General features: G+C 35.6%; 15 protein-coding genes. 13 read left to right on the top strand and 2 right to left on the bottom strand.

Going from position 1 to position 12,024, the window contains the following annotated elements; translation table 11 throughout:
• From IX38_RS20055 to IX38_RS20105, 11 genes are all read left to right on the top strand, one after another.
• Positions 1 to 533 (top strand): glycosyltransferase family 4 protein (locus IX38_RS20055; protein ID WP_034707747.1); only part of this gene is annotated, 533 nt, incomplete at its 5' end.
• 4 nt (positions 534 to 537) lie between these two features.
• Positions 538 to 1,452 (top strand): hypothetical protein, encoded by a 915-nt coding sequence (locus tag IX38_RS20060; RefSeq protein WP_034707748.1) that lies wholly within the window; start codon positions 538 to 540, stop codon positions 1,450 to 1,452.
• A 10-nt stretch (positions 1,453 to 1,462) separates the two neighbouring features.
• Positions 1,463 to 1,834, top strand: coding sequence for a hypothetical protein (locus tag IX38_RS20065; protein WP_034707749.1), 372 nt, complete (start codon positions 1,463 to 1,465; stop codon positions 1,832 to 1,834).
• A 5-nt stretch (positions 1,835 to 1,839) separates the two neighbouring features.
• Positions 1,840 to 2,943, top strand: coding sequence for a glycosyltransferase family 4 protein (locus IX38_RS20070; RefSeq protein WP_034707750.1), 1,104 nt, complete (start codon positions 1,840 to 1,842; stop codon positions 2,941 to 2,943).
• Positions 2,940 to 3,551, top strand: coding sequence for a hypothetical protein (locus IX38_RS20075; RefSeq protein ID WP_034707751.1), 612 nt, complete (start codon positions 2,940 to 2,942; stop codon positions 3,549 to 3,551). Before IX38_RS20070 ends, IX38_RS20075 begins: the two co-directional genes overlap by 4 nt.
• On the top strand, positions 3,548 to 4,360 hold the full coding sequence (locus tag IX38_RS20080; RefSeq protein WP_131368735.1) for a hypothetical protein: 813 nt from the start codon (positions 3,548 to 3,550) through the stop codon (positions 4,358 to 4,360). The genes IX38_RS20075 and IX38_RS20080 overlap by 4 nt, the downstream gene beginning before the upstream one ends.
• A gap of 76 nt (positions 4,361 to 4,436) precedes the next feature.
• Entirely contained in the window at positions 4,437 to 5,051 is a 615-nt protein-coding gene (locus IX38_RS20085; protein ID WP_051884952.1) for a response regulator transcription factor, read from the top strand.
• Positions 5,052 to 5,149: 98 nt separating this feature from the next.
• Positions 5,150 to 6,334, top strand: coding sequence for a PQQ-binding-like beta-propeller repeat protein (locus IX38_RS20090; RefSeq protein ID WP_034707753.1), 1,185 nt, complete (start codon positions 5,150 to 5,152; stop codon positions 6,332 to 6,334).
• Between the two features lie 16 nt (positions 6,335 to 6,350).
• A complete protein-coding gene (locus IX38_RS20095; protein ID WP_051884954.1) occupies positions 6,351 to 7,244 on the top strand; it encodes a WG repeat-containing protein in 894 nt (297 codons plus the stop codon).
• A 47-nt stretch (positions 7,245 to 7,291) separates the two neighbouring features.
• The gene (locus tag IX38_RS20100) at positions 7,292 to 7,786 is read left to right on the top strand and encodes a hypothetical protein (protein WP_034707754.1); all 495 of its coding nucleotides are present in this window, start codon (positions 7,292 to 7,294) and stop codon (positions 7,784 to 7,786) included.
• A gap of 295 nt (positions 7,787 to 8,081) precedes the next feature.
• Complete coding sequence (locus tag IX38_RS20105; protein WP_034707755.1) at positions 8,082 to 8,390, top strand: hypothetical protein; 309 nt, start codon at positions 8,082 to 8,084, stop codon at positions 8,388 to 8,390.
• A gap of 172 nt (positions 8,391 to 8,562) precedes the next feature.
• On the opposite strand, the gene IX38_RS20110 is transcribed toward IX38_RS20105, so the two are convergent.
• A complete protein-coding gene (locus tag IX38_RS20110) occupies positions 8,563 to 9,033 on the bottom strand; it encodes a hypothetical protein (RefSeq protein ID WP_034707756.1) in 471 nt (156 codons plus the stop codon).
• 245 nt (positions 9,034 to 9,278) lie between these two features.
• Between IX38_RS20110 and IX38_RS20115 the strand changes: the two genes are divergently transcribed.
• Both IX38_RS20115 and IX38_RS20120 read left to right on the top strand, forming a co-directional pair.
• Positions 9,279 to 9,845, top strand: a complete 567-nt coding sequence (locus IX38_RS20115) for a peroxiredoxin family protein (protein ID WP_034707757.1) — start codon at positions 9,279 to 9,281, stop codon at positions 9,843 to 9,845.
• Positions 9,846 to 9,954: 109 nt separating this feature from the next.
• Positions 9,955 to 10,944, top strand: a complete 990-nt coding sequence (locus tag IX38_RS20120; protein WP_034707758.1) for an OmpA family protein — start codon at positions 9,955 to 9,957, stop codon at positions 10,942 to 10,944.
• 497 nt (positions 10,945 to 11,441) lie between these two features.
• On the opposite strand, the gene IX38_RS20125 is transcribed toward IX38_RS20120, so the two are convergent.
• A complete protein-coding gene (locus IX38_RS20125; protein WP_034707759.1) occupies positions 11,442 to 12,023 on the bottom strand; it encodes an NAD(P)H-dependent oxidoreductase in 582 nt (193 codons plus the stop codon).
• Between the last annotated feature and the right edge of the window lies 1 nt (position 12,024).

Consider the following 12,024-nt stretch of genomic DNA (forward strand, 5'->3'; position numbering starts at 1 on the left):
TGCAACCGTGGCAAGGATTGGATGTTTTGCTGAAATCTTTCCGGTATCTGGAAGATTATGAAAATCTGAAATTGGTTATTTGCTCTTCCGTGAAAGAAAAAGTGACAAAACCTTATCATAAATTAATTGAAAATCTTGGAATTCAGGATCAGGTCATTTTCAGATATGAACTGGAGAAAGATGCGCTCTACTCCATCATCCAACACGCTAAAGCATCCGTTGCTCCACTAAAATTTGGAGACAGAAATGTAGTGCAAGGCTGTTGTCCCATCAAAATCCTGGAATCTATGGCCTGTAAAACTCCGATTATTGCAGCAGAACTTCCCGTAACCAAAGAATTGCTGACAGAAGACGAAGCTTATTTTTTCTGGCCGGAAGATGAGCTGGATCTCAGCCGATGCATCCGTTTTGTTTTGGATAATCCGGAATCGGCAAATGAGAAAGCTGAAAATGCATTCAACAGATTCCAACAGCAGTTTACCTGGAATCATCACAATGAAAAGCTACAAAAAGTATATCGAAATTTAATGTAAAACTATGGCAGAATATTATAATATCCAGTTGACTACGGAAGATATGGCGCCTATTGAAAGAGCGCATCTGCACCGTGGTTTCAGTTCAAAAAAAACACCTCTGAAATGGATCAGATTCTTCAGAATGTGCGTTTTGCAACGTGAACTATCCCTAAAAAAGAGAAAGAAAAAAACCAACACACTTTGGATTGCGTATTTTATTATTGCCATTGCAATGATCTTTCTGGTTCCAGGTTACTGGATTGCAGTCAACATCATTTTGTTTGTGGTAGTTTTGATAATGGATTCGCGGTACAGAAGAGAATTCAGAAAGAATTACACAGATGGTTATGACTTTTTCTCGGATTACTTTTCCGCCTTATTTACATTGATAGAAGAAGAGCTTCCACAATTGGGAACGATCCACTTTACTGCAAATGTGAAGGAAACATTGGCAGGCGTAGAACATTTGAAATCCATTGAGGACGCTACATTTGAAACACCAGGTTTCATCTCTGGCAAAGAGGAGTTTTATGAAAAAGAAATAGGACAAGGATACTGCACACTGAAAGACGGCGCAGAAGTCAGCTTCAGCTTTGTGGAAAAAGTGAGAAAACGTATTATCAAGAAGAAAGGACTCAGTGGAAAAAGAAAAACGAAGGAGAAATACAAATCCGTCTATCCTTTTATTCTAAAGTTAAAACTTCCGAAATCCATCTATCAGCTAAAAACCGACATTAATAAATCTGATATCCAACTTGAAGAAGATGAATCATTTTATTATATGAAAGCGCGGAGGAAATTTGATGTTAAGGACGAAAATCCAAATGATTACAGTGCCTATCAGTACAATTCCACGCCTTTGTTTTCCGTAGAATATTTTTCTTTGGAGGTCGTTAATTTGTTTAATATCTGCTACGGATGCTTTACCTTAAAATAAGACTGAGATTATGGATCAAAATATAAATTGTCAGGAAAAATTAGGTCTGTTTCTCGTGGACGATTGTCCTGCTGTTGCGACGGAACAATGCGCAAACTGCAACAAAAATGTTTGCAAAAATCATATCTTCCTTCAGAATGAAAATGGCAAAGATCAAAAACTTTGTTTGACGTGCAAAGCCGTTCTGGACCCCAGGCTGACTTCCAAGATCGAATTATACTCGCCGGACCGGCCAGTCTGGAGGAAAAAAATGATGAACAGGTTCCATACCGAATATCCGTTTCTGGTGACGATGGCAAGCCAGTACGGCGCACTGTTTGACACGGTTTTGTTCACAGATTTTTCCGATCATTCTGCCGATTCCTCACCATTTGACAGCTAAATTTTATGAAACTGTTGCTGGTAACCCAAAACTATCCTCCGTCCAAAGGCGGAATGGCAGAATCCTGTGGAAGGATTGTCCGGAATCTGAAAAGAAAAGGTTGTGAAGTACACGTCCTGCACTTTTCCAACCGGCAGAAGCCTTATGTGATAAAGACGGAAACCGGCGGACAATACAGCGCGCTTGGCATCTATGATACAGAAGAATATACGCTGAATCTGGCGACATTATTTCTGGAAAAGAAAAAGGAATTTTTAGATGTTGATGCAATTATAGCTTTTGGCGGATATCTACCGATGATGTGGACGCCTGTCATCAGTCAGTTTTTCGGGAAACCTTTGTACACTTGTATCCGGGGAAATGATTTTGACGAAGGCTTATTTTCCAAAAAGAGAAACTCACTTTTCTATGCCCTGGAACATTCGGAAGCGATACTGTCTGTCTGTACGGAGAAACAGGAAAAAATGGCAAAACTTTTCCCTTCAAAAAAAGTGTTTTATACACCAAACGGAATTGATGCCTCTTTTTGGAATCTTAATGAAAATGAAAAAAAGAAGACTTATCAGAGAAAGCAGGACTTAACCGGCAAAAAGGTGATTCTCATTGCAGGACAACTTAAATTCAAGAAGGGAATCCGTCATTTCATCGAGTCTTTTGATCAATTTCATTTCAAAAGCGAATACGAACTCTGGATGATTGGTGATCTGCCCGAAGAGGTTAAACTTTTTATCAATAATTTTGATCTGAATGTTAAACTCTTTCCGTTTATCTCCAAATACGAAATGCGCAGCTTTTATGAGATGGCAGATGTTGTCTGCATCCCTTCTTTGTATGACGGAATGCCTAATGTTTTATTAGAAGCCGGCGCATCAAAAAAGCTGATTATTGCTTCCGAAGTTGGCGGGATTCCGGACGTTATCCGGCAAAAAAAATCGGGGCTTTTATATCATCCTTTGGAAGCTAATGCCTTGCTGGATGTGTTGATTAACTATCATCATTTAACTGAAAATGATAAGGAATTAATGAAAAATGAAATTTATAACACTGTCAGTCAAAAGTTTACAGAACAAAACGAAATACAAAACTATCTAAACCTATTCACGTTATGAAAAAAATTGCAATCCTGTTTTTAGTGTCTTTTTTAAGCTTAAATTCCTGCAAAAAGGAAACCCCAACCAGCAATTCTCCAACTACGGAGAAAACAGAAACCAAAGCCGGCAACTACTCTGCAGACTATATTATTTCTGATAAAGATGGGAAAGCAATCGGTGGTTTTACGGTGAATCCTCCGAAAGTTCAGTTGGGGTCGGAAACGTATACTGCAAAAGAAAAAGAAGACAAAAGGAAATATTACAGCAATGGTACACAACACTACGAAGTGAAGCTAAAAGATGATACATACAAGCTGAGAGATACCAGTTCCAAACTTCTTTGGAAAGTAAAAACCTATCCGGACAAAATCAAAATTGCTGATAACGAAGAAAATTTGAATCCTTATGAAGTAAGAAGTAACAACGGCGCGATCGAAGTTTCTAAAGACGGAAAGGTTATTAATACAATGAAAGTTGCAGGCAATGAAATCTCTGTAAACGGACAGCCAGCCTATAAAATCTCTCAAACTTCTGACAGTTTTGCGTTGGGAATATTGAGTATAGATCAGATTCCGATGGATCAAAGATTATTACTTCTTACCGAATTTCTTTATCAGAAAAAGTGATATTAATTTACGCCTATGGTTCAGGATTAGGTCATCTCAAAAGGGTGACCTCTTTTCTGAAACGTCAAAATTATGCTTCGGAAAACTGTATTTTGCTGACCAATTCAGTCTTTTCAGAATTTTGGAAATCGGGTTGGAATTTGGTTCAAAAGGAAGATTTGTTTTTTTCTTCTGCGGAATTTTTGCCTTTTTTAGAAAATTTAATTTCTGAAAATAATATCCATACTTTTATTGTAGATGTTTTCCCTACAGGATTCTATGGCGAATTGTCTTCATTATTAAGTCATTTTCAAGGGGGAAAGATATTGTTATCGAGGATTTTATCAAATTCTTATTTTGACAAAAATCCTAATATTCCTGATTTTGATGAGATTTTTGTAATGGAAAAAGGCATAGATCTCTCTCATCTTCGATCCGGAAAAATACTATATATGGATTATCAGAACAATATTTCAGAAGAAATTTCTATAACGATTGAAACGCCTTATTATCTCATCATCCATAGTCAGCCTTTAACGGAAGTGATTCATCTTTACAGGCTTGCGAAGATGTACAGAACCAATCAGAAAGTTGTGATTTTAACAGCAACTGCTATTCCACAAGAAAATATCAGCTCTGAAGATTTGGTTTTATTTCAACAAAAACCTTCTCAATCGTTGTTAAGCAATGCAGAGAAAATATTTTCAGGCGCAGGTTTTAATACTTTTCATATGTTGGTTCCTTATCACAAAAAATGGATTTGTAATCCTTTTCCAAGAACATTTGACGATCAATTTTTGAGAAAGACTATTCATCATAAAACGGACTAAATCTTTGCATAAAAAGTTGGTACAAAACACCAAATCAGCCTTGATACACCGCAGGATTCCGGCAAGATAGTTTACCGTGAAAATCCTAACGGATAGCCATCTGTTTAAATCCAAATGGGAACTCATCAATACTTCTCCGGAGACTGTATCTTTTAACGATATATTAGGTGCCATCCATCCCGATGATATCGACTTTGTAGTAAAAGCAGAAGCATTTTTGACTAGATTTTTTTTAGAAAATGTCGGACGTGAAAAACTATTAAATTATAAAATAAGCTATAGCCACAGATGCAAAATAAAAAGTGGAGAATATGTTTTGTATAATCATCAGGCATTAATGCTGACTATGGATGACAATGGAGGATTCGGGAAATCATTAAACATCCATACCCGGATAGATCACTTGAGTAATTTCAATACATATAAAATATCCCTTATTGGCTTAAACGGTGAGCCTTCCTTTATGAATCTAAGCCTTGATGAAGAAAATAAAGAAAACAGAGAATTTTCTAAAAGAGAAATCGATATTATCAAGTTAATAGGAAACGGGTTTAACAATACAGAAATTGCGGAAAAACTTTTTATCAGCCCTTTAACAGTAAAGAAACACCGGAATAACATACTGACTAAATCGAATTCTAAAAATACGGCGGAGCTGATAAAAAACTGCATCATTCAAGGTATTATTTAAGTTTTTCATTAAAAAATACTCCAAAAGGAGTATTTTTTTTGCTCCTTACTTAACTTATTTTTGTAAAAACAAATGTTAACCTTGTAAAAAACAGGACCATGTTTAAAAAAATCAATTCATTTTATCTTTTAAAATGGTGCTTGCTCCTTGTCTGCTCTAATGTTTTTTCGCAAACGGAAATTTACAGATCAGATTTTGCATTTGATGGTTTTAAACCAGGCGGACTTTCAGGTTCCATAATTATGGCGGGCGACAATGTTCTCTTTAATGCGCCGAATCAAAAAATGTATTCTATTGATAAAAAAGAAGGAAAAATAAATTGGGAAATAGACGCAGTTACAAATTCAAAGACAGTTCCTTATCCGTATGACAATACTTTTTTTTACGAGAAGTATCACAATGGAGTTACAAGAGTCGTACAATTCAATTCAAATACAGGCGAAAAAATTAAAGATCTGCCTTTTACATCTTTAAATACAAAACCTTTCTTTTTAAATAACATCATGTACAGTACAGCTCTTGCTGATGGAGGTCTGCTGGTGGCTTACAATATGGATGAAAATAAAATAGTCTGGCAAAAAAATATTGGGTTTGGAGCCGACGTGCAGCCTGTTTATTTAAAAGATAAAATTATAGTAAATGCCGAAGATGATAACTGGTTTGAGATAGGATACGATGGAAATTTCCTTAAAACAAAATCCAAAAAACACATTTATCTTGATACCACTCAAATTTTTATAAAAAACTATAAATTTTTAACGCACGACGGTAAAGAAATTACCCGTGATTTTTTAAAGAAAAATAAGCTATCAAATACCGATTATCAAACGAAAACTAATGACACTCACACTTTTGTACTAAGCGAAAATCAACTTTTGATACTGGGCAATAACAGAAAGAAAGTGTTGCAGCTGCATCTTGAAAAAGAATTTCCTACTGATGATTTTTCTACTGATACGTACAGAAGCATTTTAGCCCTTCAGCCTGAAAGTGTTTGGTTTTGCTATCAGAATTTTCTAATACAGTATGATTTTATAAACAAGAAACCTTTGCGAAAAGTGGATTTAACAAAATGGAATCCTCAACAGATATTGCTGGAAAACAGAACCATATGGCTAATATCCGGAAATAATGGACAGCTGTATGGTTTTGATCTTGAACCTGATCAGCAAACCGCAGATAAAATAAAAGCTATAGCCGATCATTATACATGTACAGAACCCGATCCTAAAAAGATGGAAGCGGCCAAAGTGGCACAAGAAAAATTTAAAAATAAAAATTAACTAAAAACTTTATACTATGAAAAAACTAATCACAATTTGCCTTTTAATTGTAACAACATGTGCAGTAAATGCACAAGGTTTGGAACCATTTACTAAAAAAAGTAAATATGGCTTCAAAGATCAGAGCGGTAAAATAATTATTCCTCTAAAATATGATTCGTACGAATACACTCTTAATTATTCACAAGACTACAAAAATGGGCTTATTGCCGTTAAACTGAACGACAAATGGGGGTTTATCGACAAGACAGGAAAAGAAATTATCCCGCCAAAATACGATGAACAAAGTAAAAATATTAGTTATACAGAGCAATATAAAAACGGGATTATTGCTGTTAAATTAAATGATAAATGGGGATTTGTAGATCAGACCGGAAAAGAAATTATCCCGCCAAAATATGACCGGTTTGCCAGAGACTTTTCAGAAGGTATTATTTCGGTTAGACTGAATGATAAGTATGGTTATGCCGATATGTCCGGAAAGGAAATTATCCCGCCAAAATATGATTACTCCAAAGACTTTGCAGAAGGAATTGCGGCGGTTAGACTGAATGGTAAATGGGGGTTTGTCGATCAGACCGGAAAAGAAATTATCCCGCCAAAATATGAAGACACTAATAACTATTCGGAAGGGCTTGTGGCTGTTCAGCAAGACGATAAATGGGGATTTATTGATAAATCCGGAAAACAAATTGTCCCACTAAAATATAATAAAGCGAGATTCTTTTCAGAAGGACTTGCTTGTGTAAGTATTGGTAGTAATTATGGTTTTATTGATAAAAACGGAAAAGAAGTAATTCCATTAAAATATGATTTAACGATTGATGATTTTAAGGGAGGAAAAGCAAGAGTTCCCGTTTTTTTAGGGGATGCATATTATATAGATAAAAACGGAAATAAAATCAAATAAACAAAACCGTTAGAATTTTAGAAAAACTAAATCAAACCAATCTCATCATGCATCTAAAAGGAAAAGAAAAGCACTTTTGGCGAAGCCATTTCAATATTGGAAGTCTGGCTGATATTCCTTTAGAAACTGATGGTTTTAGTGGTATTGATGACGAGACTGACGATGAATTTTTATTTTATATAACATCCAGGATTCCAGTTATTCATCAGCTCTATTTTAAATTTACGCTCATTACGGATGAAGGAGTAAAATATATTGGCAATATCCAAAAATTAAAGCGGCTTACTTTAAGGGATCATAAAAACATCACCAATGAATCTGTTCCTTATCTTAATAAATTGGTTGATTTAGAATATCTGGACATTTTAAAAACAAAAATTCAATTAGAAGATTTACCGGGACTATCCAATCTTAAAAATTTAAAAGAGCTGTATGTTACTTCTGAAAATCCTGACAGAGAATATCTTTTGGGACATGTCATTACAATGAAAGAAATACTGCCAAATTGTGTTTTATATATCAATTATGAAAGTTATGAATGAGAAAGGAAATACCTGTTGTGTATTGCTGTAAAGTATCAATAGATTTGCTACAAAAATGACTTAAATTGATGGTGTGTAGCTGCAATGAGTTGATTATCCTTGTAAATCCTAAAGAAAGCAATTGGATTTTGGGGCTCTATAACCTACTAAACTTTACTTGTTCCTTATAACCCTTCAAAAGCTTTGAAGGGTTTCACCTAAATGTTTTTTCAAACTCACTTTATCAGAAAATTTATTATCGTCCGTAAGAACGGTTCAAGGTTTGATGATTGATTATTCCATATAAATTTACAGAATGGAAAAAAAGCCCCATTTCAAAGCTACACTGACTTATCTTGCAACAGAAGACGGCGGTATTGTAACGCCGGTTTCTTCCGGTTTCAGAACCGTTATCAGGTTTCCGTATGATAACAAAGATCTTATTGCCAACCAAACGTTTTTAGAAACAGAACTTGTATTTCCAGGAGATACTGTCGTTGCCGATATTATTTTGTTGGAAGCTAAAGAAGCATTAGAAAAAATATATGAAGGGATAGATTTCGACCTTCTTATTAATTCAAATACGATAGGAAGTGGCGTGATCACTCATATTTATAGAAAATGAAAACATAAGAATCTAAAAAGTTATTTATAATTTTATTCCTCTTTCTATTTACTGCTGTCTATCAAAATTTCTTCTATAATTATTTTTTGAACTTTTTCTCCCTCTTCAGTCAATCTTGGATATAACACTTTTAGAAAGCAGTTCCTTCTGAACAATATGCATTATAATAACGTCAGCTTGACGGAACAATTGGCCCGTTATCATTACTTATAAAATCCATAGTCTTTTGTTCTAGATCGTAGTGTACATTTAGGTCTTGTTGTAAAAATGTGGCTAGTTTCGTCGCACGCCTGTCTAAGTTTTGAGTTTTATTCACCTTAAAGGTCTTGTAGTTTTTCGGTGCAGTATGAGTTCCCATATCCCCCAGGTCGAAAATCTGGTATGTCCCGCTAAGTTTTGTGCCATCCCGCAAGGTAATAAGGAATTTACTGGCGTCTACAAAATCAAGTATGTCTGGTTGAGCTGCGTTGCTGTTCAAATCGAGTTTATTATCACTGATTTCATCGGTATTAAAATACCATTTCGTCTGCTTGATTTTCTGGTTTAGTAGGCCGCCTTTCGGAATTGCTTCCTTAACAGGTATTTGCTGCTGGGCAAAAGCGCAATTGGAAAATAGAATAAGAAATATAATAATCGTTTTCATATGGTTAATTTTATCTGACTTTTTTTGAATTGTATGCAATTATCTTATGGTTAGTTCCAATCAATATTTAGACCGTTTGATATTGCTTTAATATGGAATTAATAAATCGAAAAATGAAAGTTGCACTCTGACTAAAATAAAATATGCTCTGATAAATCACAGTCACAAACGGAAATTGGCTAAATATAAATTTGTAAATTAGCATTAAATGGATTCTATTCTTTAGCAAACTTAATACAACTGCAATGAAAAAAATAACATTCCTTCTCTTTGCCAGTATTCCATTCTTCCTAAATTGCAACGGCCAGGATAAAGAAGAGCGTTCGAAACAATTCATTGCTGCTAATAAAGCCGATATAGATTTTAATATCGGGAGCAGTCCAAAATATTTTTCTGCCAAGACCGTTGATGGAAGTAAATTTAGTTCCGAAGTAAATAAAGGTAAATATTGGATCGTATTTGTCTACCCAATTGATCATCTTAAAAAGTCAGAAAACTATGATATGGTGGCAGAATTAAATGAGACTTATCAGCGCTTTGGAAACAAATTCCCAATAATTGGTATAGCCGAAGGGTTTTCGGAAGATGAGCGGGAAACGCAAAAGCTTTTCAAAGAGTCGAAGTTACGGTTTAAACAAATCGATAATACTGAAGGAGTGAATAAAGAAATCAAACTGAAGGAAAATGTGGTTTGCACGCCAGCTAAAATATTAATCGGACCTGATGGAAAAGTGATCCTCAATGGATGTGGAGGAAAAACCAAAAGCCTGGATGATGAGCTGGAACGATTGATTAAACAAAACAAGCAATAACTTATCACATTGGCAAAAGCGACTTATAGGTAAAACTTTCAAGAATTAAAAAAAACGGAAATTGTCAATTCATTAATGTCTTCATTAATATCAACATAATTTATACACTATGAAAAAAACAGTAATTTTATTTGCATTGGCTGCCACTGTTATTTCCTGTAAACAAAAGGCCAAAGAAAAAGCTGATCAGGCAGAAGTACCGGCATCTCAGCAACAGGTAAAAACTGATTCTACAACAGCATTTAGCTTCGAAGCACTACCCTACACCAAGGCTGATCTTGGTGTATTCCCGTTTTTCAGCTTACCGAAGGGATTAAAGGAAATGAACAAACCACTGCAAAAGGATTTTGATGTATGCTTTTTCCCGGTCAAAGGAGTGATGAAAGCCTTTGAGGGTAAACTGTATAAGGCTAATATCACAGGTGAGCAGGGTACAGAATTCTCTCAGCACTATTTTGAAAAAAGCATGGATGGTTACCTGAAATCAATTGGCGCCGTTAAAGTCTACTCTGGCACCATAACGCAGGAGGAATATGAGCGCTATCAGAAAAAAGATCCTAATAAAGGCGGCGAGGGTGACATTGGTTATGCAGATGAGCAAATTAATTTTTATGCAATCCGAAGCAAAGATCAGGGAAACATTTTAGTCCAGTATTCTGCTACAAATGCTGGTGCTAAACTGAATATATTACAGCAGAAGGCTCTTACACAAACTATCAGCAAGATTACTGCAGATGATATCGTGAAAGACCTTGCTCAAAGCGGGAAATCTATTCTGTATATTAATTTTGATACAGACAAGTCCAGCATTACAGCAGATGGTAAAGAGGTCATAAGCCAGATTGCAGAAGCCTTAAACAAAGATAAAAATCTAAAAATTATCATTGAAGGGCATACTGACAATACCGGTGATGCAGCACATAACAAAAATTTGTCGGCCGATCGGGCCAATGCCGTGATGGCAGCCCTGATAAGTCAGAATATAGCAAAATCACGCCTGTCAGCTAAGGGCTTTGGTGCTGAACGTCCATTAGTTGCCAATGATTCTGAAGACAATAAAGCAAAAAACCGACGGGTGGAACTGGTTAAAATAAACTAGCAGAAATCAGCTTCTCTGGTGAACTGCGCTCCCAAGCATAGTAATCTAACATAGGTTTGGTTACAAATCTAACTATTCAGCAAAATTCATAAGATAGTATATAACAGAAAGGCTGCTTTATTGCCAGTCATGGTCGGAAGAATTTTTCTTCCGACCATGATTAGCTTTATCTCACTTTTTTAATTAAAATGATTATTTTTTTATTGTTTAGATAAGTTTCAATAACCCTTCAGCACCTTCTCAGAAGAGGCAGGATTTTGTCCTGTGACCAGCTTTCCGTCAACAACTGCATAAGGAGCCCAGTCGTCGATTTTACTATGATCCGCCATTCTTTTTCAGCCCATCCGGATAAAATACCGCATCAAAGTCTTCAATTTTGACTTCCGGTAACTGATGTGTATTTTTTAATTTCTTCTTCAATAAAAAATCAATGGAGGCTCTTTATTCTATTCGTAATTTCCGGAAGCGTCTTCAAATAAAAAATAGTATAAATTTTTCTAGACAGCGTCAGATGTAGCAAAATCTTCTATCCGGACAATCCATTTTCGTCTATCACTCTCATCTAATTCTTCAAGAGGCCCAATAAAACTATCTTGAATAGAGGATATTCCGCAATATTCTAAAATTCCCTTTTTTAATTGTACAAGTCCGCTAGCGGCATATATTTCCTCATAGGTATCGAGGGATAGATCTCCTGCCGTTGTAATTATCCTTCCCGTTCTGCCTTCCAGCAATCCATCTTTATTTCCTTGTTTATCACTTTTAAAAGTGATCCCCGGAAGAAATGCCCGATCAAAAAATCCTTTCATAATTGCCGGCATACCAAGCCACCACAAAGGATGGATCCACACCTGATGCTCGCTCCATCGGATATCTTCCAATGCTTTTTCCAAATCCGGCTCCAATTCCATTCTTTGACGATAACCGAACTGTAGATTTGGATTAAAGTCCAGCTCTCCGATTGCAATATACCGAACTTCCGAGCCTGCTGCCATTGCAGATTTAATATACGACTGTGCAAGGACAGCATTAAAACTGTCTTTATCCGGATGTCCATTGATAACCAGTATTTTTTTCATT

It is taken from the genome of Chryseobacterium luteum (genome assembly GCF_000737785.1).
Classification (GTDB): domain Bacteria; phylum Bacteroidota; class Bacteroidia; order Flavobacteriales; family Weeksellaceae; genus Chryseobacterium; species Chryseobacterium luteum.

Excerpts from the sequence above, each read along its gene's own strand:
- IX38_RS20060 (WP_034707748.1), top strand. The coding sequence starts at position 538 with ATGGCAGAATATTATAATATCCAGTTGACTACGGAAGATATGGCGCCT.
- IX38_RS20065 (WP_034707749.1), top strand. The coding sequence starts at position 1,463 with ATGGATCAAAATATAAATTGTCAGGAAAAATTAGGTCTGTTTCTCGTG.
- IX38_RS20100 (WP_034707754.1), top strand. The coding sequence starts at position 7,292 with ATGCATCTAAAAGGAAAAGAAAAGCACTTTTGGCGAAGCCATTTCAAT.
- IX38_RS20110 (WP_034707756.1), bottom strand. The coding sequence starts at position 9,033 with ATGAAAACGATTATTATATTTCTTATTCTATTTTCCAATTGCGCTTTT.
- IX38_RS20090 (WP_034707753.1), top strand. The coding sequence starts at position 5,150 with ATGTTTAAAAAAATCAATTCATTTTATCTTTTAAAATGGTGCTTGCTC.
- IX38_RS20125 (WP_034707759.1), bottom strand. The coding sequence starts at position 12,023 with ATGAAAAAAATACTGGTTATCAATGGACATCCGGATAAAGACAGTTTT.
- IX38_RS20120 (WP_034707758.1), top strand. The coding sequence starts at position 9,955 with ATGAAAAAAACAGTAATTTTATTTGCATTGGCTGCCACTGTTATTTCC.
- IX38_RS20105 (WP_034707755.1), top strand. The coding sequence starts at position 8,082 with ATGGAAAAAAAGCCCCATTTCAAAGCTACACTGACTTATCTTGCAACA.
- IX38_RS20070 (WP_034707750.1), top strand. The coding sequence starts at position 1,840 with ATGAAACTGTTGCTGGTAACCCAAAACTATCCTCCGTCCAAAGGCGGA.
- IX38_RS20075 (WP_034707751.1), top strand. The coding sequence starts at position 2,940 with ATGAAAAAAATTGCAATCCTGTTTTTAGTGTCTTTTTTAAGCTTAAAT.
- IX38_RS20095 (WP_051884954.1), top strand. The coding sequence starts at position 6,351 with ATGAAAAAACTAATCACAATTTGCCTTTTAATTGTAACAACATGTGCA.
- IX38_RS20115 (WP_034707757.1), top strand. The coding sequence starts at position 9,279 with ATGAAAAAAATAACATTCCTTCTCTTTGCCAGTATTCCATTCTTCCTA.